This window comes from Paraburkholderia sejongensis (assembly GCF_020880815.1).
Classification (GTDB): Bacteria; Pseudomonadota; Gammaproteobacteria; order Burkholderiales; family Burkholderiaceae; genus Paraburkholderia; species Paraburkholderia sejongensis.
The window spans coordinates 176207-197191 of record NZ_JAJITD010000012.1; the positions used below are offsets into that span (position 1 = coordinate 176207).

The 20985-nt window shown below is 66.0% G+C and carries 15 protein-coding genes; 10 read left to right on the forward strand and 5 right to left on the reverse strand.

The genetic code is table 11. The features are described from left to right. Positions 1–10: 10 nt before the first annotated feature. A complete protein-coding gene (locus LJ656_RS23470; protein WP_230511904.1) occupies positions 11–2431 on the reverse strand; it encodes a two-partner secretion domain-containing protein in 2421 nt (806 codons plus the stop codon). A gap of 298 nt (positions 2432–2729) precedes the next feature. Next, on the reverse strand, positions 2730–3440 hold the full coding sequence (locus tag LJ656_RS23475; protein ID WP_230511905.1) for an IclR family transcriptional regulator: 711 nt from the start codon (positions 3438–3440) through the stop codon (positions 2730–2732). A gap of 166 nt (positions 3441–3606) precedes the next feature. Between LJ656_RS23475 and LJ656_RS23480 the strand changes: the two genes are divergently transcribed. The 10 genes from LJ656_RS23480 (at position 3607) to LJ656_RS23525 (ending at position 14709) form a co-directional block, all read left to right on the forward strand. Continuing rightward, positions 3607–4305: an RraA family protein gene (locus tag LJ656_RS23480; protein ID WP_230511906.1), complete on the forward strand. Its 699-nt coding sequence runs from the start codon at positions 3607–3609 to the stop codon at positions 4303–4305. Further along, entirely contained in the window at positions 4305–5252 is a 948-nt protein-coding gene (locus LJ656_RS23485) for a hydroxyacid dehydrogenase (RefSeq protein ID WP_230511907.1), read from the forward strand. Before LJ656_RS23480 ends, LJ656_RS23485 begins: the two co-directional genes overlap by 1 nt. A gap of 22 nt (positions 5253–5274) precedes the next feature. After that, positions 5275–6204, forward strand: coding sequence for an SMP-30/gluconolactonase/LRE family protein (locus LJ656_RS23490; protein WP_230511908.1), 930 nt, complete (start codon positions 5275–5277; stop codon positions 6202–6204). 78 nt (positions 6205–6282) lie between these two features. After that, the gene (locus tag LJ656_RS23495; protein ID WP_230511909.1) at positions 6283–7671 is read left to right on the forward strand and encodes an MFS transporter; all 1389 of its coding nucleotides are present in this window, start codon (positions 6283–6285) and stop codon (positions 7669–7671) included. A gap of 46 nt (positions 7672–7717) precedes the next feature. After that, the gene (locus tag LJ656_RS23500) at positions 7718–8869 is read left to right on the forward strand and encodes a porin (protein ID WP_230511910.1); all 1152 of its coding nucleotides are present in this window, start codon (positions 7718–7720) and stop codon (positions 8867–8869) included. 11 nt (positions 8870–8880) lie between these two features. Further along, positions 8881–9927 (forward strand): amidohydrolase family protein, encoded by a 1047-nt coding sequence (locus LJ656_RS23505; RefSeq protein WP_230511911.1) that lies wholly within the window; start codon positions 8881–8883, stop codon positions 9925–9927. Beyond that, positions 9924–11204: an MFS transporter gene (locus LJ656_RS23510; protein WP_230511912.1), complete on the forward strand. Its 1281-nt coding sequence runs from the start codon at positions 9924–9926 to the stop codon at positions 11202–11204. Before LJ656_RS23505 ends, LJ656_RS23510 begins: the two co-directional genes overlap by 4 nt. Then, positions 11201–12436: an MFS transporter gene (locus LJ656_RS23515; RefSeq protein WP_230511913.1), complete on the forward strand. Its 1236-nt coding sequence runs from the start codon at positions 11201–11203 to the stop codon at positions 12434–12436. The genes LJ656_RS23510 and LJ656_RS23515 overlap by 4 nt, the downstream gene beginning before the upstream one ends. A 15-nt stretch (positions 12437–12451) precedes the next feature. Further along, complete coding sequence (locus LJ656_RS23520) at positions 12452–13774, forward strand: MFS transporter (protein WP_230511914.1); 1323 nt, start codon at positions 12452–12454, stop codon at positions 13772–13774. Positions 13775–13776: 2 nt separating this feature from the next. Continuing rightward, a complete protein-coding gene (locus LJ656_RS23525) occupies positions 13777–14709 on the forward strand; it encodes an amidohydrolase family protein (protein WP_230511915.1) in 933 nt (310 codons plus the stop codon). 30 nt (positions 14710–14739) lie between these two features. On the opposite strand, the gene atzF is transcribed toward LJ656_RS23525, so the two are convergent. The 3 genes from atzF to LJ656_RS23540 form a co-directional block, all read right to left on the reverse strand. Beyond that, positions 14740–16548 carry an allophanate hydrolase gene (atzF, locus tag LJ656_RS23530; protein ID WP_230511916.1) on the reverse strand — a complete coding sequence of 603 codons (1809 nt, stop codon included), beginning with the start codon at positions 16546–16548 and terminating at the stop codon, positions 14740–14742. Positions 16549–16567: 19 nt separating this feature from the next. Then, positions 16568–20167 (reverse strand): urea carboxylase, encoded by a 3600-nt coding sequence (gene uca, locus LJ656_RS23535; protein WP_230511917.1) that lies wholly within the window; start codon positions 20165–20167, stop codon positions 16568–16570. Positions 20168–20339: 172 nt separating this feature from the next. Next, positions 20340–20981, reverse strand: a complete 642-nt coding sequence (locus tag LJ656_RS23540; RefSeq protein ID WP_230511918.1) for an urea amidolyase associated protein UAAP2 — start codon at positions 20979–20981, stop codon at positions 20340–20342. Positions 20982–20985: the final 4 nt, after the last annotated feature.

A 20985-nucleotide genomic window follows, 5' to 3' on the forward strand; every position in this document is an offset into this window, starting at 1 on the left:
CCGCCTGCCTCTAGTGTGACTGCTGCCAGCTCAGAACCGGATGGGTCGCGCCGGCCGGCATCGTCCAGACACCGCCCGGGCCGAAGTCCCAGCCGACGAAGCTGGCCGGATCGCTCATCTGCGCGGTCGTCAGGCCGTTCGATGCCGGCAGTTGCGGGCCCGTCCCGGCGCTGACGCTGCGCGTGGTCGTGTCCTTGTCCCAATAGACGTTGCTCGCGATTCCCGCGTTGCCCTCCGGCGCGTTGTACCCGGCGATGCCGCCGAAACTGGTGGGCGTATCCGGCGGCGAGCAGCAATAGCCCTGCACCAGTCCGGCCGCGAACGATTGCTCGATCGTACCGGCGTTGGTGAAAGCGATGCCGCCGGTGCTCAAGCCGCCATACGAGACGCCCGTTGCATACGATTGCGAAATCGTGCCGCCGTTGTGGCCCACGAGCGCACCGGCGTCGCCATGGTTGCCTGCGCTGACCGGGCCGGTTGAATAGGATTGCGCGATGGTGCCGAAATTGGCACCGACCAGTCCGCCCAGCAAACCGGCCGAGCCAACCGACGCGCTGCTCGACGAGCGTTCGATCAATCCGTCGTTGCGTCCGACCAGCCCGCCGAGATACGCGCCTTCGAACGACGCGGAAAAGCGGCCGCCGCTGGTATAGGCATACGTAATCAACCCCTGGTTCTGGCCGGCAAGAATGCCGAGCGGAAGTCCTTGCGGATAGTAGGAATTGGTGCCGACCGTTGCATTGGTCATTCCGACGTTGCGCACGACGCCGCTCGGACCGATCACCCCGAACAGTCCATACGCCGGCGTCGTCGAAGTCTGCGTCGATTGATCGAACTGAGTGAAGCGGTCGATCACGTGGCCCATCCCGTCGAATTGGCCGGAGAACGGCGTGTCCGCGTTGCCGAGCGAGGCGAACGGGCCCGACGGGCTCGCCGCGCCGGCGTCGAGATCCCTGCCGAGCGCGTAAGCGCCGCTGAGATCGAGCGCGACGTTCTGCAAATCGGTGACCGAATTGACCAGCTTGTAGGCGGTCACCTGAGTGACGAGGCCGCTATATGGCGCAGCGGTCCACGCGCTGTTCGCGACGATCGTGCCGGGGCTGTAGCTGCCGTTCATGTCATAGAACGCGCTGACGATTCCGGTGCTGCCCGACCAGTCGATGCTGCCCTGGTTGGTCACGCTGCCGTTGTTGTCGATCCCCGCCGCATCGGCGCGCAAGCTCAGATTGCCACTGCCGGTGTTGCGCACGGTCGCGCCGGCGGCGATCGCGACGTTGTGCGCGGCCGCGAGTACCAAGGATGCCGAACCGTTCCAGCTCAGATTCGACGCCACCGTCAGATCGCCGCTCGCACCGTTCGTGCCGGTCGCGCTGGCATCGACCGAGGTGCCGGCGTTCAGACTGCGCATCAACGCGCGCGAGGCCGCGCGATCGATCGTGAAGGCCGGCGTCGATACGTTCCACAGTCCGGCTTTGACCGCCGCGTCATGGGCGAAGCTCAGCGATGCGGCGAGCGTATCGACGGTGCCGCCGCTGCCGTCGCGATTGGTTGCCGTTACGGTTCCCTGCTGGGTGACGCGGCCCTCGTCGGCGACCAGCCAGATGTGGCCGTCGCGGGTCGCGGTGCCGGTCGCGCGGATTCGCGAGCCGTTGCCGGCGAGCGCGTAGATATTGCCGTCTGCTGCCGCGAGCGCGATCTGCGCGGCTTGGGTCGCGCCGCTGTCGATCACGCTGCCTTTGCTGCCGGTCTGCACGAGTATCTGTCTGCCGCTCGCCCAATCGGCCAGCACCACCTGCTGGCCGACTGCGTATTCGGCAGTGCCGTTCGGCGCGTCGACGGAGCCGCGGTTCAGCACGACATTGCGTGAGATCAGAAACACGTCGCCGCCGCTCGAACTGATCCTGCCGAGATTCACCACATCGCCGGTCGAGGTGCCCGCGAACGTCAGCGTCCCGCCATTGATGAACGCGGTGTCGGGCACGTCGAGCGTCGAGGCGAGAAAGCGCCCGCCGGTACTGACTACTCCGCTGCGCCCGATAACGATGCCTTGCGGATTGATCAGATACACGTCGCCGGTGGCGGTGAGGGTGCCGAGGATCGTCGACGGTGCGCAGCCGCTCACGCGATTGAGCGTCGCGCCCGAACCGTTGTTGAATGTGACGGTATTGCCGTTGCCGATCGAGAAGCTGTGCCAGTCGATCACGCCGCGCGTCGAGCCGGGCTGCGTGACGACGAGCGAATTACCCTGGCTCGCGATGCCGCCGCTGCCGGCGACGTAGTGGCCGCCTTGCGGCAGTGCGCCGCCGGCGAAACCTGGCTGCGCGACGGCAAAGCCGGCGAGCGCGACCCCGGACCAAAGCGTGATGCGCGGTCGCGAATGTGGATCGTGGGGGGCGGGCAGAGATGGGCGAGGTGAGGGCGAGAGCGACATACATCCTCCCTTTGCGCGCAGCGCGGAACGCACGCCGACGCGCCGGGTTCGGACCGGAGCCGGCTGCGCCATGGCTCAATCAGTGAGCGAATATTAGTTACGTTGTCCTTGCTATGCCAATAGATGTAATCGCGGGTCGGCGCGTATCGATTTAGGGTTGGCTATCGAATGGAAGGCGCGCGCAGGCGCAGCAAGCGGTGGGCCCGAGGCGTGTGAGGCAGGCGGCATTGCGTAGCGCTCGCGGCATCCTGCGAGCGCATCGATAGTCAACCCACGAATCACGCGTTGAACCGAACACTCACGAGCGGTAGACGTTCTCGCAGAATCCGGCGCTCGCCCCGAGCTTCCGCGATAGATCAGCGGCCGTATCCAGTTGCGGGCGATCCAGTTCGCCCGACGCATGTGCCGCGTTCAGCCGGGACGCCGGGCCCGAAAGCGTGAGTGCCGCCATGAACTGGTCGCCAGCGCCGAAAACCGGTACCGCGAACGCGGCTGTATGCACGTCGCGTGCGCCTGCCGTGAAGAGCGGCAGCGCAGGCGGCTTGTCGTATATCGGCTCGCCGAGTCCCCAGTAACGGATGACCTGGGCGATAGCCGTGTCGTCGAGCGGCAGCGTCGTTCCGGCGAGCCGGGTTTCGCGCAGGCCCTCCGAAGGCTCGACCCTGAACAGGCAAAGCCGCCGACCGTTGTCGTGCACGTAGTACGATGCGCTTTCTTTCGTCAGCGCCGCCAGCGCGTGCAGCGCGGGCTCGACGACCGACGACAGATGGAACGACTGCTCGAACAGTTTGCCCAGATACAAAAGCCGGTGTCCGAGCGAATAGTTGCCCGCCTGCGAGCGCACCACATAACCCATGCGTTCGAGCGAGTTCATCAGTCGATAGACGGTCGTTTTGTGCATGCCGGACGTTTGCGCGAGCATCGCAAGCGATTGCGACTCAGCGCCCGGCTTGAAACAGTCCAACAGCGACAACGCCTTTTCGACCGCGGCCACACCGTCGTTTCCCATCTTCCCCTCCCGTCTTCCATTGGTAGGCATTGTACACAGTAAAACGGCGTTTCATACCGTAAAAGGGTAAACGCCGATGTGCCGATTTCGCGCCGTTCGCTATAGTGATTTCACTCCGTACACCACTGTTGTACATAGTACAACGCTCCAGACCGAGGTGAAACTCATGAGCACGACATCCGCAAGTACTTCATTGATCAATCGCAACATCGAACGCGTCACGCCGGAACTGGTCGAGGCGGCTGCCCGCTTTCAGGCCGCGATCCTCGCCGACGTCGCCGGACGTCGCGGCACGGTGCACGGCCGCGTGCAACCCCTCGCGCGGACCATGAAAGTCGCGGGTCCCGCGGTGACGGTCGAAGTGCGCGTCGGCGACAACCTCGCGATCCACGCCGCGCTCGCGATCGCGAAGCCGGGCGATGTGATCGTGGTGGACGGCAAGGGCGATATCTCCTGCGCGCTGCTTGGCGAGATCATGGCGGCACAGGCGAAGGCGAGCGGCATCGCCGGGATCATCATCGATGGCGCGGTGCGCGATGCGCACGAACTGGCCAACGGCGACTACCCGATCTTCTCGGCCGGCCTCAATCCGTGCGGCCCGACCAAAAGCGTCGCGGGTCGCGTGAATGCGCCGATCTCGATGGGCGGTGCGCCCGTCAACCCGGGCGATCTGGTGGTCGGCGACGCGGATGGCGTGGTCGTGATTGCACGCCACGACGTCGCCCGCATCATCGATCTCGCACAGAAGAAGCTCGACATGGAAACCGCGCGGATCGCCGCGATTCACAAAGGCGACGTGCGTCCGGGCTGGGTCGAAAAAGAGTTGCGCGCAGCGGGGATGCTGGCCGAAGGCGAGGCGCTGTGATGCAGACCCGTTCGCAAAAACCCGTCGTCCTCGTGACGGCCGCCGACCTCGCGCCGCAAGCGCTCGAGATGCTGAGCCAGTTCGAAGTCGTGTTCGCGGGCAAGCAGCCCACCGAAGAAGACCTCGTGCAATTGTGCGCGGCGACCCGGCCGGTGGCGATCATCGTCCGCTACGGCAAGGTGAACGCGCGGATCATGGATGCCGCCGGGAACCTGCAGGTCATTTCCAAGCACGGCAGCGGCATCGACGTGATCGATCAGGCAGCCGCGGCCGAGCGCGGCATTGCGGTGAAAGCGGCGGTCGGCGCGAACGCCGCGGCGGTTGCCGAGCACACGTGGGCGTTGATCCTCGCGTGCGCGAAGTCGGTCACGCAGCTCGACCAGCGCATGCGCGCAGGCCACTGGGACAAATCCACCCATAAGTCGATCGAACTGGACGGGCGCACGCTCGGCCTCGTCGGACTGGGCGCGATCGGCCGGCGCGTTGCCGCGATCGGCGCGGCGTTCGGCATGCGCGTGCTCGCGTGCGATCCGTACGCGCAACAAGCGCCCGCCGGAGTGGATCTGGTGCCGCTCGACACGCTGTATGCGACGTCGGACGTGGTCTCGCTGCACTGTCCGCTGACCGCCGAGAACCGCCGGATGCTGAACCGCGACACGCTCGCCCGCTTCAAGCGCGGCGCGATTCTCGTCAACACCGCGCGCGGCGGGCTGATCGATGAAGCGGCGCTGTCGGACGCACTCCTGAGCGGTCAATTGCACGCGGCCGGACTGGACAGCTTCGATGTCGAGCCGATGACCCATCCGCACCCGTTCCAGCAGATCCCGAACGCGATTCTGTCGCCGCATGTCGGTGGCGTCAGCGATGCCGCCTACGTGAACATGGGCACGGGCGCCGCCGCCAATGTGCTCGCGGTCATCGGCGAACACGCGCGCAACGCAGCCTGAAGTACGCAACGCAAGGTCCACCATGTTCTATCTCATCTCGCCCGAAGTGCGCACAGCCGAAGTGTTCACGCGCATGCCGGAGAAATTCCGCAGACCCGAGGTCCAGACCGAATGGGCGCGCGCCAATCGCGGCGGCCTCGCGACCGATTCGTTCCTCGAGGGGCCGGTGTGGGACCCGGACGGTTATCTGTTCGTCACCGACATTCCTCACGGCCGCGTATTCCGGATTTCCGCTTCGGGCGAGTGGGAACTCGTCGTCCAGTACGAAGGCGAGCCGAACGGGATGAAGCGCTTCGACGATACGCATCTGCTGATCACCGACTATCGCAACGGCCTGATGCTGCTCGACATCGTGCGCGGCGAAGTGCGGCCGTTTCTCGAGCGCCGCAACAGCGAGCGCTTCAGGGGCGTGAACGACCTCACGTTCGATTCGAACGGCAACCTGTACTTCACGGACCAGGGGCAATCGGGCCTGCACGATCCGACCGGCCGGGTCTACCGGCTGTCGCCCGACGGCAAGCTGGACATGCTGCTCGGCAATTGCCCGAGCCCGAACGGGCTGGTGCTGTCGCCGGACGAGAAAGTGCTGTTCGTCGGCATGACGCGCGGCAATAGCGTGTGGCGGGTGCCGCTGCAGGCGGACGGCTCGGTCAGCAAGGTCGGGCAGTTCTTCACGTCGTACGGCCCGAGCGGCCCGGACGGCCTGACCATCGATTGCGAAGGACGCCTGCTGGTCGCGAACCCCGGGCTCGGTCGCGCGTGGGTGCTCAATCATCGCGCCGAGCCGGTCGAAATTCTGACCAGCCCCGAAGGCGCGTCGCTCACGAACCTGTGCTTCGGCGGCGCCGACATGAAGACGCTGTACATGACCGAATCGGTATCGGGAACGGTGCTCAAAGCCGCGATGACGGTTGCCGGAGCGTTGCCGAAGCGGGCGAAGCAGAGCGCTTGACGCGCGACGCGTGACGGGCCACGCGCCCGTCCTATATCAACGCATCGCGTCGACAGAAGCGCGATGGAGGAGGCAAGCATGACCATTTCGCACACCTTGCGTGGCACGAGCGGCGACAGCGCCGCACAGCCCGCCGACGCACCGCCCGTCCAGCGCATCTCGGCCGAAGACTATGCGGCCAGCGAGCGCACGCTCGCGAAAGCATTCCGGCGCATTCTGCCGTTCATCTTCATCTGTTATGTGATCAGCTATCTCGACCGGACCAACGTCGGCTTTGCCGCGCTGACGATGAACAAGGACCTCGGCCTGACGGCCGAGCAGTTCGGGTTCGGTGCGGGGATGTTTTTCATCGGGTACTTCCTGTTCGAGATTCCCAGCAATCTGATCATGCAAAAGGTCGGCGCGCGCGTGTGGATCGCTCGCATCATGATCACGTGGGGTCTGTTTTCGATGGCGACCGCGTTCGTCGTCGGCCCGAAAAGTTTTGCGGCCGCGCGCTTTCTGCTCGGCGTCGCGGAGGCCGGCTTTACGCCCGGCATCTACCTGTATTTCACGCACTGGTTTCCGGGCAAATGGCGCGCCAAGGTGACCGCCGCGTTCCTCGTCGGCATTCCTGTCGCGAACATGGTCGGCTCGCCGGTTTCAGGCGCGCTGCTCGAACTCGGCGGCCTGCACGGTTTGCGTAGCTGGCAGTGGCTGCTGCTGGTCGAAGGGGTGCCCGCGGTGATTCTCGGCATTGCCTGTCTGTTCGTGCTGGCCGACCGTCCCGAGAAAGCGAAGTGGCTCAGCGACGAAGAGAAGTCGTCGCTCGCACGGCGTCTCGCGCTCGAACAGCGCGACATCGGCGCGAAGCACGGCAGCAATCTGCGCGATGCGATGACCAACTGGCGCGTGTTCGTGCTCGCGTTCATCAACTTCTGCGGGATCGTCGGCTCGCTCGGCGTCGGTTTGTGGATGCCGCAAATCATCAAGCAGTTCGGCGTCGAACATTCGGTGGTGGGCTGGCTCACCGCGATTCCGTACGCGCTCGGCGCGGTGGTGATGCTGTGGTGGGCGCGCGTTGCCAATCGCTCGCAAAACCGCATCCCGTATGTGGCGGGCGCGCTGGTCGTCGCCGCGCTCGCGCTGTGTGCCAGCACGTTCATCGATACGCCGGCGCTCAAGCTGATTGCACTGTGCTTCACGGTCAGCGGCATTCTCGCGTTCCAGGCCACCTACTGGGCGATTCCGTCAGGCTTCCTGACGGGCCGCGCGGCGGCCGGCGGCCTCGCGCTGATCGTCTCGGTCGGCAACCTCGGCGGTTTCGTGGGGCCGTCGATGATCGGCGCGCTCAAACAGCTTTCCGGCGGCTTCGCCGTGCCGCTGCTCGCGGTGTCGGGTGTGCTGCTGCTCGGCGCGTTGACCATCGCGTGGCTCGGCGATCCGGGCGCGAACGCGGGTGAAGCGCGCTCCGCTCGCGGCGCCTGATTTGTTCTCTACCAAAACCAAACCATAAACGTTCTTCGGAGACTCCATGTCGTTCAATAAAAACAGCCAGCACGTCAACTCGAAATCCCGCTCGATGCTCGGAGCTGTCGCAGCCGCGGGCGTGAGCCTCTTGTGCGGCGCCGCGCACGCGCAAAGCAGCGTCACGCTGTACGGCATTGCCGACGTCGGCATCGAGTACACCAACAATACAAGTGCTGGCGGCTCACAGACGCGCATGGTGTCGGGCAACCTGTCGGGTTCGCGCTGGGGGCTCAAGGGCGCCGAAGACCTTGGCGGCGGAATGAAGGCGATTTTCCAGTTGGAGAGCGGCTTCAATATCAACGACGGCACGACCGCGCAATCGACCCGCGGTCTCGGCACGAATCCGGCCACGACTTCCAGACTGTTCGGCAGGCAGGCATGGGTCGGCCTGTCGTATCGCGGCCAGCAGTTGACGTTGGGCCGGCAGAACGCGCTGCTCTATGAACAGGCGGTCGCTTTCGATCCGATGGGCGCTTCGTCGCGCTACTCGGTGCTGTCGCTCGACTACGCGACGGCCGCCCGTATCGACAACTCGGCGAAGTACACCGGCGTGTTCGGCCCGGTGACCGCGCAGGCGATGTACAGCACGCGCTACGACACCGGCTACGGCACCGAAGTGCCGGGCGCGCAAATCACCGGGCGTTTCTTCAGCGGCGCGCTCACTTTCGCGCAAGGTCCGCTCGCGGCGAGCGTGTCGTACGAGCAGCGCAACAGCAACACCGTCGCGACGAACACCGCCACCGAGCGTCGCGCGACGGCCGCCGCGTCCTATGTGTTCGGACCGGTCAAGGGCTTCGCCGGCTATCGCTATCTGCGCGCGTCGAATGCGTTCCTGCCGGTCAATCCGATCCGCGTCGCGAACGGTTCCGACGCGAGCGCAGCGAACCTGTACTGGGCTGGCGCGCAATATTCGATCACGCCCGCGTTCGTGCTGACCGCAACCGGCTATTACCAGGACGTTCATTCGACCGGCGCGGACCCGTGGCTGGCGGTGCTGAGCGCGGATTATCTGCTGTCCAAGCGCACCGACCTGTACGCGACCGCGGCCTTCGCGCGCAACAAGAACAACTCCACGCTCGGCGTGAACGGTTACGGCACGGTCGCGCCCGGCTATAACCAGACCGGCGTGGTGATCGGCATGCGCCAGAAGTTCTGACGGGCGACCCGATGCAGATCGTTCACGCGCCCCATTTGCCGATCCGGCCCGACTGGCTCGCGTTACGCGACGAGCCGGTGCTCGAACCGGAACTCGCGATCGTCGATGCGCATCACCACCTGTGGGACCGTCAGAGCGGGCGCTATCTCGCCGACGAGTTTCGCAACGATGTGAGCAGCGGTCACCGGGTCGTGTCGACGGTCTACGTGCAGTGCCGCTCGATGTTGCGCGAGCACGGTCCGGATGCGCTGAAGCCGCTGGGCGAAGTCGAGTTCGCCAACGGGATCGCCGCGATGTTTGCTAGCGGCGCATACGGACCGGCGCGCTGCTGCGAGGCGATCGTCGGCGGCGCGGATCTGACGCTGGGCGCGCAACTGCAGGCTGTGCTCGAAGCGATGCTGGCGGTGTCCGGCGGCCGTCTGCGCGGCATCCGCAATCCGCTCGCGTGGCATGCGGATCCGGCGGTGAGTTCGAGCCCGGTCACGCCGCCGCGCGATCTGATGACGAATCCGGCGTTTCGCGACGGCGTCGCAATGCTCGGCCGCTACGACCTCGCGCTCGACGCGTGGGTGTATCACACGCAACTCGATGAACTGTACGAGCTGGCGCGCGTGGTGCCCGACGTGACCGTCGTCATCGACCATTTCGGCGGCCCGTTGGGCGTGGCGGCGTACGCGAAGCAGCGCCCGGGCGTGCTCGCCGAGTGGAAGCACAAGCTTGCGCGTCTCGCCACTTTGCCGAACACGCGTATCAAACTCGGCGGCGCGGGCATGAACGTGTTCGGCTTCGATTTCGCCACGCGCGAGCTGCCGCCGTCGTCGGAGCAACTCGCCGCGGCGTGGCAGCCGTACTTCGAAACCTGCGTCGAACTTTTCGGCACGAATCGCTGCATGTTCGAAAGCAATTTCCCGGTCGATAAGGGAATGTTCAGCTACCGCGTGCTATGGAACGCATTCAAACGACTGGCGTCGGCGATGTCCGCCGATGAAAAGGCCGCGTTGTTCCACCGGACCGCGGCTTCGACCTATCGCCTCGCTATTGCGGGAGACAACAGATGAAAACGAGCGGAACTGCGGCGGCAGCCGAATTCGACACGACTAAACAAGCAAGCGGATTCAGAAGCATCACCGGCGTCGAGTGGCGCTCGCTTTCTCTCGCGGGACTCGGCTGGACCTTCGAAAGCTACGACTCGTTCCTGCTGTCGCTGCTGCTGCCGACACTCGCGCTGCAGTTCGGCCTGAGCAAGGCGCAGCTCGGATTGTTCACGAGCATTACCGCGGCGGGTCAGATCGTCGGCGGCATCCTGTTCGGCTACGTGTCGGACCGGCTGGGACGCGTGCGGACCGCGCTGCTTTGCATCGGTATTTACTCGCTGTTCTCCGGCCTGATCGCGTTCGCGCCCAACGAGCACTGGTTCGCGACGTTGCGCTTTTTCGGCGCGCTCGGCATGGGCGGCACCTGGACCGCGGGCGCCGCGCTGATTGCGGAGACCTGGCACGCGAGCCGGCGCGGCAAGGGCGGCGCGCTGATGCAGATGGGCTTGCCGGTCGGCGCGATTCTCGCGATCACGCTGGCGGGCATCGTCAGTGGTGCGAATGATGGGCTGGCCGGACATGGCTGGCGACTGCTGTTTCTGATCGGCGCGTCGCCTTTCTTCATCCTGTTCTGGGTCGCCCGCAAGACGCCCGAATCGCCGATCTGGCTGGAACGCCAGCGCGCCGTCGCAAACCCTGAAAAGCGCGCCGTGGCGAACGGCGACAAGCTGAACGTGCGTGGCCTGCTGACCGCGTTCGGCTTCATCTTCTTTTTGCAATACCTGTACTGGGGTGTTTTCACGTGGACGCCGACGTTTCTCGTCACGGTCAAGCATCTCGACTTCGTGCATAGCCTGAAGTTCGTGCTGGCGCTGCAATTCGGCGCGATCTGCGGGTTCCTGCTGTTCTCGGCGTGGGTGGACCGGCTCGGCCGGCGTCCGATGTTCCTTGCGTATCTGCTGGTCGGCGCGGCGGCGGTGGGCGTGTATATCGTGTCGACGAATGCGTGGCTGTTGACGGCGGCGATCTTTCTGACCGGCTTCAGCGTGAACGGCATCTTTGCGGGAGCGGGGCCGTTCCTCGCGGAGATCATCGGCAATACGGCATCGCGCGGTTTCTACATGGGTCTCGCCTACAACGGCGGACGGCTCGGCGGCTTCCTCGCGCCGCTGGTGATCGGTGCGCTGGCGTCGACCTCGGGCGGTTTCGTGCTGGGCCTCGCGACGACGATCGTCGCGTTCATCGCCGCGGCGGTAGTGGTGTGCTTCGCGCCGGAAACGCGCGGCAAGGCGCTCGCATGAGTGCGATACCGCAAACGGGACTGGTCGGCAGGTTGTTTCCGGCGCTCGCGGAAGCTTCGCTGCGGCGCTATCTGAGCGGGCAGGTCGCGTCCGTGCTCGGCAGTTGGACCCAGAACGTCACGCTGAATCTGCTGATCTATCACCTGTCCGGCTCGGCGGCGATTCTCGCGTTGCTGAACTTTTTACTGTACGGGCCGCAGTTGATCGTCGCGCCGGTGGCCGGCTCGCGCATCAGTTCGGCCAATGCCAAACGCGCGACGCTGTGCGTACTGACGGCGTCGCTGCTGCTCACTAGCAGTCTTTTCACGCTATCGCTGTTCGGCGTGCTCGGCGTGAAACTGATCCTCGCCCACGCGCTCGCGATCGGCGTGTCGAGCGCGATCGAGACGCCGGCGCGCCAGGTGCTGCTGCTCACGAGCCTGCAGGATGCGGCGCATACGTCCAACGCGGTCGCGATGAACACGATGGTCTACAACGTGGGGCGCATGGTCGGCCCGACGATTGCTGGTTTCGTTTATCCGACGCTCGGCGCCAGAGCCTCCTTCGTCATTTACGCGCTCGCGCTTTGCTTCATGGCGACGTGTGTGCGCTCGATCGCCACGGCCTCGACGCGCCGGCTCGCGCGCGCGGAGAGCAGCCTGCGCGATGCGGTCGGCTACGTGATGTCCGACGCGTTTTCCGCGCGCTATCTGCCGATCCTCGCATGCATCGGTTTGTTCGCCGGCAGCTATCAGACACTCGTGCCGCTGCTCGCGGACAAGGGCTTTCACGACGCGGCCCGTTTTACCGGCGTGTTTTTCGCGTGTGCCGGAGCCGGTTCGCTGAGCGCGGCGCTGTTGCTGTCGTCGGCGTTCGGCCCGCCCGCGTCGCGGCGCTTCATTGCGTGGGCGCCGTGGTCGGCCGTCGTCGCGCTCGCGGCGCTCGCGGCGACCACGCGCGCGGCCGGATCGATCCCGGCCTTCTTCATGCTCGGCTTCAGCCTCACATTCGCGGCCACGTCGACCAACGCGACGATCCAGCGGCAGTGTCCGGATCACGTGCGCGGCGGCCTCGTCGGCATGTACGGGATGGCCTACAACGGCACGATGCCATTCGGCTACCTGCTCGTCGGGACTGCTTCGGAGGCGCTCGGCGTGCGGCACACGTTCGCGGCGATGGCGGTGATTCTCGCGTGCGGTGTAACCGCCGTGATCGGCTGGCAACGATTCAGGAATTCGCGCTTCGGCGCATAGTAAACGGAGACAACAATGCACACTGAATCCATGGAAAAGTCCGCGCTCGAGCGCCGGACCATCCGCAAGGTAGTCTGGCGACTGATTCCTTTTCTGATGGTCTGCTACCTGCTCGCTTTTATCGACCGGGGCAACGTCGGCATGGCGTCGCTGCAGATGAATCACGACCTCGGCATGTCGCCGAGAGTGTTCGGCTTCGGCAGCAGCCTGTTCTTCATTTCGTACTTCCTGTGCGAAGTGCCGAGCAACCTCGCGCTACAGAAGTACGGCGCGCGGCTCTGGATCGGCCGGATCATGTTCACGTGGGGCCTCGTGTCGGCGGCGACCGCGCTGGTGCACAACGCGACGACGTTTTACGTGCTGCGGTTTCTGCTGGGCGCGGCCGAGGCCGGCTTCTTCCCCGGCGTGCTGCTGTACCTGTCGTACTGGATTCCGGCGTCGTATCGCGCCCGCATCGTCGCCACCTTCATGGTCGCGATTCCGGCCGCGAGCTTCATCGGCTCGCCGATCTCGGCACTGCTGTTGCAGATGGACGGGGTGTGGGGTTTGCGCGGCTGGCAGTGGCTGTTCCTTCTCGAAGGCATTCCGACCGTGCTGCTCGGCATTGCGTGTCTGTTCATGCTGACGAATAAGCCCACCGACGCGAAGTGGCTCGCGGACGACGAACGCAGTTGGCTCGTGAATGCGCTCGAAACCTCGCAGCAGACGCCGAAAAAGGTGCCGTCGCTGCCGCTCACCAAGCTGTTCCGCAACCGCTATGTGCTGTGTCTCGCGCTCGTCAATACCTGTGCGTCCGCGGCCGGCAGCACGCTGGCGGTGTGGCAGCCGCAACTGCTCAAGTCGTTCGGCTTGTCGGTGATGCAGACCGGTCTGCTCAATTCGGTGCCGTACGCGGCCGCCTCGGTGCTGATGGTTTACTGGGGCCGGCGCTCGGACCGCGTTGGCGAACGCCGCTGGCATACCGCCGTGCCGATGCTGCTGATCGGTCTGGGCCTGTTCGCGACGTCGCTGAGCGGCTCGCTGCTGCCGACGGTCTGCATGCTCACCGCGGTGCTGGTCGGCGCGTATTCGTTCAAGGGACCGTTCTGGGCGCTCGCCACCGGCATGTTGTCCAACAGCACGGTGGCCGCGGGGCTCGCGACGGTCAATGCAATCGCGAACCTGCTTGGCGGCGGCTTGATGGTGAACGTGTACGGATGGGTGAAAGAGGCGACGGGCAGCTACGCGCTGGCGTTGATGCCGCTGGCGGTCCTCACGCTCGTGAGCGTCGCGACGCTGTTGCTGCTGACCCGCCGCGCACACGCGGGCGCGGTCGGCGGTACGACGGAGACCGTCTGACGATGCGGCCGATAGCCCGACGTGAATTCCTGCGGGTCGCCGGCGCCGCGCTGGCGAGTGCCGCGTTGCCCGCGCTGGCCGGCGCGGAGCAAACGTGGTCGAGCGGCACGCAGCAGCCCGCGTTCAGGTTGCCCGAAGGGGCGATCGACTGTCACATGCACATCTATGACGACCGCTTTCCGGTCGCGCCGGGCACCGCGCTGCGTCCGCCGAATGCGACGGTCGCGCAGTACCGGCTGTTGCAGGCACGGCTGGGTGTGACGCGCAATGTGGTGGTGACGCCATCGACGTATGGAACGGACAACCGCTGCACGCTGGAAGCGCTCAGGCAGTTCGGCAACAATGCGCGCGGCGTTGCCGTGGTCGACAATTCGGTGAGCGATGCGCAATTGCACGAACTCGATAGCGGCGGCATCCGGGCGATTCGCTTCAACCTCAGCTATCCGGGCGCGACCACGCTCGACATGCTCGCGCCGCTCGCCGCGCGTGTTGCGAATCTCGGCTGGCACATCGAACTGGTGGTGCAGGGCGCGCGGCTGCCCGAGCTGGAGTCCCACCTGTCGGCGCTGCCGTGTCCGCTCGTGATCGACCATATCGCGCACGTTCCGCAACCGGGCGGGCTGTCGTCGGATGCATTGCGTACCGCGCAGCGCCTCGTCGATAAGGGCAATACGTGGGTCACATTGTCGGGGCCGTACGTCGATAGCAAGACGGGCACGCCTGGCTACGAAGACGTTGCGCCCGTCGCCAAAGCGCTGATCGAGAGGGCGCCGGAGCGCATGCTATGGGGTACCGACTGGCCTCATCCGACGCAGAAGACTCAAAAGCCGGACGATGCGAGCCTGCTGGATGTCATCGCGGGTTGGATCGGAAGGGCGGACTGGCAGCAACGCATCTTTGTCGACAACCCGGTGAAGCTGTACCGGTTCGCGTAGCGTTGCAAGCGAGCGGCCCGCGCAACCCTCTCACGCGTCGTTGCGTTCGGCAAGCCACGCGCGCCAGCCGCCCAGCGTGGAAATGTCCTCGCCGGACTCGACGCCGTACGGCTCGCACAGAAAGCCGCTGACCCACGCACCGTCGGACAGTTCGACTTTGCCGAGCGCAAGCGGCGACGGTATCGTCGCGAGAAACGAGCCGAATTCCGCACTCGGCATGTCCCACACTTCGACGGCAATGCGCACGCCTTGCGCTTCGCTTCGCCACAGGCCGGGGCGGCGCGTGCCGTCGGCCGACGCGGGCAGCGCGCACAAACGGTAAGCGGGCGCGGTCTGCGTCTTTTGCACGAGATGAGCGCGGCGCGAAACGAGGTCGCGGTTCAACGGCAGCCCTTGCATATGCGCACCGCACACGGCGACACGCATTCGATCGTGGCTGGCGGCGTTGCGCTGGCTCACCTCGATCGCGTTGCCGCCGACGCATTCGATGCCGCTCGCGCGCTGCAGCAGCTCGGCGACCCCGAGCAGATATTGATCGGTGAACGCTCGCCCGAACACCGTCACGCCCCACGGCAGACCGTTCTGCATGAATCCGGTCGGCGTGGCGACAGCCGCATAGTCCAGCAGATTCATGAAGTTCGTGTAATAGCCGAGTAGCGAGTTCGGCGCGATCGGGTCGCGCGCCAGTTCGGCCAGTGTCACCGGGCGCGGATAAGCCGGCGTCAACACGAAGTCGAGCGGGTCGAGCGCTGCGTCGCAGACCGCTTTCAGATGCTGCAACCGATATTGCGCGCGAAAGAGTTCGACCGCGCGCGCGGCGGGCGCCTTCTCGAGTACATCGCGGATCACCGGCAGGACCGCGTCCGGCCGGCTCGTCATCAATTCGCCGGCCACGCTGTAGCGCTCCGCGACCCATGGACCCTGATACAGCAATTGCGCGGCTTCGACGAACGGCGCGAAGTCGATCTCGACCGCTTCGCCGCCGGCCGCCTCCAGCAGCGCGCGCGCCTTTGCGAACAACGCCGGGCTTTCCGCGCAGCCGGCGAATTCGAGCTGCGCCGGCACGCCGAAGCGAAATGCGCGCGGCGTGCCGAACGCGGACGCGCCGTTCCATTGCGGATTGTTGCGGCTGTACGCGTCGCGCGGATCGGCCTGCGCGGTCAGCGCGAACAGTTCGCTGGCTTCGGCGGCCGTCGCCGTGAAAAAGGTCACGCAATCGAGCGTGCGGCACGCCGGCACCACGCCGGCGGTCGACAGCACGCCGCGGGTCGGCTTCAGACCGACGAGATTGTTCAGCGCGGCGGGCACGCGTCCGGAGCCGGCGGTGTCGGTGCCGAGCGCGAAGCTCGCGACGCCGAGCGCGACCGCGAGCGACGAGCCCGCGCTGGACCCGCCCGACGGATAGTCCGGATGCACGCTGTTGCGGCACTTGCCGTACGGCGAGCGCGTGCCGTTCAGGCCCGTCGCGAACTGATCCAGATTGGTCTTGCCGAGCGGTATTGCGCCCAGGCCGATCAACTGCGCGACCAGCGTCGCCGATTCGGCCGGCGTGTACGCGAACGCGGGACAGGCGGCGGTGGTCTCGATACCGGCGAGGTCGATGTTGTCCTTGATCGCGAACGGAATGCCGTAGAGCGGCAGGCTCGCCGCGCCGGGTTCGTCGAGCCGCGCGAGGAAAGGCTCGATCTCGCTGTCGGTCAGCAGATGAATGAACAGATTGAACTCGGGATTGAGCGCCGCGGCCTTCTCGCGCAACTGCGCGATCAGCTGGCGCGGTGTGAGCGTGCGTTCGCGATAGGCGCGGCGAAGCGTCGGCAGACGCAGATCGAATGACGGCATGATGGTCCGTTAAGTGAATTTAGTGGCGTTCAATGACTGCAACACGTTGTCCCGCGCGCACCGGCGAGCCCGGCGCGACATGGATCGCGCCGACCGTGCCGGCGCAGGGCGCGCAAACCGCGATTTCCATCTTCATCGATTCGATCACGAGCAGTACGTCGCCGGCGGCCACCGTGTCGCCCTCGGCGACCTTCACTTGCCACAGACTGCCGGCGATCTCGCTGTCGACCGCGATCTCGCCGTCCTTCAGCGCGGCAAGCTGTACTTCCTCGGCGACGGGCGCGTCGATGCTGTCCTCGACTGCCCCCGCTGCGCGCCAACGCTCGCGCTCCGCGTTGAACGCCGCCTGCTGGCGCGCGCGGAATGCGTCGATGCTCGCGGCTTCGCGAGCGAGAAACGCCTGATAGTCGGGCAACGACAGTTGCGTTTCTTCGATCCGCAGCGGATAGCGGCCGAGCGGGAAGTCCGCGCGAATGCGCAGCAGTTCGTCGGCAGTGACTTCGTAGAAGCGGATCTGATCGAAAAAGCGCAGCAGATAGTGCTGTCCGCCGAAATCGGCGACCTGACGATAACGATTCCACATCTGCAACGTGCGGCCGACGAACTGATAGCCGCCCGGACCTTCCATCCCGTACACGCACAGGTACGCGCCGCCGATCCCGACCGAGTTTTCCGCGGTCCACGTGCGCGCCGGGTTGTACTTGGTCGTGACGAGGCGATGACGCGGATCGAGCGGCGTCGCGACTGGCGCGCCGAGGTAGACGTCGCCCAGACCCATCACGAGATAGCTCGCCTCGAACACGATCCGCCTGACCGCGTCGAGCGACTCCATATCGTTGATGCGGCGAATGAACTCCAGATTGCTCGGGCACCACGGCGCGTCCTTGCGCACGGTGGTCATGTACTTTTCGATCGCGAGGCGGCACGCGGGGTCGTCCCACGACAGCGGCAGATGGACCACGCGCGACGGCACGCGCAGGTCGCCCTGCAACAGCACGCGTTGCCAGCTTTGCGCGACGACTTCGAGCAGGCGGGCGAGCGGCAATTCGTCGGGGCGATAGTGAATCTGCAGCGAGCGGATGCCCGGCGTCAGATCGATCACGCCGGCCAGCGCCTGGGCTTGCAGCGACTGCATCAGCGCATGGCCGCGAAAGCGCGCGACGAGGTCGAGCTGCGCCGGTCCGATTTCGAGCAGCAGATGCGTGTCGCCCGACAGACGCGCGACGAGCCGGTCCTGGTCCGAGCCGGTATCGAGCACGATCGGCGACGCGAGCGCCGTGGCCGCTAGCAGCGGCCGCTCGCGTTCGATGTCGAGGCTGTCGATTTCGTCGCGACGCCGGCGCGCGGCGTCACGCGCCGCGTCGATCGAGACCGGCACGAAGCGGACCTTGTCGCCCGCCTTCAACTGACCGATCTGCCACAGGTCCGCTTCGATGATCGTCACCGGACACACGAAGCCGCCCAGGCTCGGGCCGTCCGGCCCGAGAATCACCGGCATGTCGCCGGTGAAATCGATTGCGCCGACCGCGTAGGGATTGTCGTGAATGTTGGATGGATGCAGACCCGCTTCGCCACCGTCCTCGCGCGCCCACTCCGGCTTCGGTCCGATCAGGCGCACGCCGGTGCGGCTGGAATTGAAGTGGATTTCCCATTCGGTGTCGAGAAAGCGCTCGATGTAGCGTGCGCTGAAGTATTCGGGCGCGCCGTGCGGGCCGTAGATCACGCGGATCGTCCGAACCTTGTCGAGCTTCGGGACCTCGATGAGCGCATCGCCGGCGAGCGCATCGTCGAGCGGATACAGATGCAGCACGTCGCCCGCGCGGAGCGCGCGGCCGCCGTGCCCGCCGAACTGGCCGAGCGTGAAAGTGCTGCGGCTGCCCAGATAGCTCGCCACGTCGATCCCGCCGCGCACGCACAGATACGCGCGCGCGCCCGCGCCGCCGATCGTGCCGAGCGCGAGCGTCGAGCCGGCCGCGATGTGGAGCGTCGTGTGCATCGGTTGCGCGACGCCGTCGAGCAGGACCGGCAGCGGCGCGCCGGTGACCGCGATCACCGCGTCGGTATTGAAGCGCAGCGTGGGGCCGCTCATCGTCACTTCGAGCGCGGCGGCGTCGGCGGCATTGCCGAGCAGGCGATTGCCCAGGCGCATCGAGCGCTCGTCCATCGGCCCCGAAGGCGGAATGCCGACTGCCCAATAACCGAGCCGGCCCGGATAGTCCTGGACGGTGGTCAGCGTTCCGCCGCTGAGCACTTCGACCGTGCACGCGCGATAGCGAAGCGTCTCGAGGCAGCGCGTCCACGGCTCGCCGGAAGCGAACGGCGCGTCGGCGAGAATCTGGCGCAGATAGTCGCGGTTCGTCTCCACGCCGTACAGACGCGTATCGGCAAGCGCGCGGTCGAGCGCGTGGCGTGCTTCGTCGCGCTCCGGCGCCCACGCGATCAGTTTCGCGAGCATCGGGTCGAAGTACGGCGGCACCTCGCAGCCGGCTTCGATCCACGTGTCGATGCGCAGCCCGTTGCCGTCGGCCGGCGGAAACGCGACGTCGGTCAGCAGACCGGGGCTCGGTTTGAAATCGCGGCCGGGGTCTTCCGCATAGAGGCGCGCCTGGATCGCATGGCCGCGCGGCGCGAGCTGCGCGGCGAGCGTTGCCAGCGGCGCCAGCGTGCCGGCGGCCAGTTCGATCATCCAGCGCACCAGATCGACGCCCCACACCTGTTCGGTGACGCCGTGCTCGACCTGCAGACGCGTGTTGACTTCGAGGAAATAAAACTGCTGCGCGGCGCTGTCGTAGACGAATTCGACGGTGCCCGCCGAGCGATAGTCGACCGCTTTGGCGAGCTTGATCGCGGCCGCGCACAGTGCGTCCGCGATCCCGTCGGGCAACGACGGCGCCGGGGTTTCCTCGAGCACTTTCTGGTTGCGCCGCTGCACCGAGCAGTCGCGCACGCCGAGCGCGATCGCGTCGCCGCGGCCATCGCCGAACACCTGCACTTCGAGGTGCCGCGCTCGCTCGATGTACTTTTCGAGGAACACGCCGGCATCGCTGAAGTTGTTTTCGCCGAGTCGCCTGACCGCGTCGAAATGCGTGCCGAGTTCGGCGGCGTTCCAGCACACGCGCATCCCGATGCCGCCGCCGCCGGCCGTGCTTTTCAGCATCACCGGATAGCCGATCGTGGCGGCCGCTGCGAGCGCCGCGGGCAGATCCGCGAGCAAGCCGGTGCCTTCCAACATCGGCACGTTTTGTTGCGCGGCGATTTCCCGCGCGGTGTGCTTCAGGCCGAACGCGCGCAACTGGGCGGGCGTCGGTCCGATGAACGCGATCCCGGCCGCTTCGCACGCTTCGCCGAACGCGGCGTTCTCCGACAGGAAGCCGTAGCCCGGATGAATCGCCTGCACCTGTTCGCGCCGGGCGATCTCGAGAATCTTCGCGGTGTCGAGGTAGGTGCTCGACGCGGGGCCGTCGCCCAACGCGTGCGCGATCGGCGCTTCGCTGACGTGCCGGCTCGCGCGGTCGGCTTCGGCATAGACGGCGACGCCGGTCACATCGAGCGCGCGCAACGTTCTGAGGATGCGGCACGCGATCGCGCCGCGATTGGCAATCAGGATCTTCTCGAACATGGAAGGAAGGGTGATCCGGAGGCGGGCCGTCCCGCCGTGAACAGGGCGAGCCGCGGTCGTCCGCGGCTGCGGTCGCATCAGCGACCGGTTTGATTCAGTTGATCGCGCGTGAGCGTGCAGCAACGTCCCGCGCGCACCAGCATCAGCCGGTAGAGCCAGCTGCGAATGCGCGTCAGTTCCATATGAGCAGCTCGGCGGGCGTCGGGTTGTACGCGTTGCACGGGTTATTCAGTTGCGGGCAGTTCGAGATCAGCACGATCACGTCCATCTCGGCGCGCAACTCGACGTATTTGCCGGGCGCGGAAATGCCGTCTTCGAACGTCAGACCACCTTCGGCCGTTACCGGCACGTTCATGAAGAAGTTCACGTTCGCGCCGATGTCGCGCTTCGCGAGCCGGCCGTCGTGCGCGCAGGCGCGCAGGAAGTTGTCGCGGCAGCTGTGCATGTAGCGCTTCTCCAATGCATAGCGCACCGTGTTGCTCTCCTGCGCGCACGCGCCGCCGAGCGTGTCGTGACGGCCGCAGGTGTCGGCGACGATGGTCAGCAGCGGATTGCCGAGGTTCGAATACAGCACCGAACCGGTGCTCAGGTACAGGCGCTTTTGGCGGCGCAACGTGCGTTGCGGATCGAAGCGCTCGCGCGGATTCGCGGCACTGTAGAAGAGCGTGTCCACCGCCTGGTTGCCTTCCAGATCGACGATGCGCAGCGTCTGTCCGGCCTTGACTTCATGGAGCCACGGTTCGCCCGCGGCGAGCGTTTCGCGATGGACCGCGTGGTCCGGATGTTTGTCGCTGACGGTAAGCGTGCTGGTCATGGGG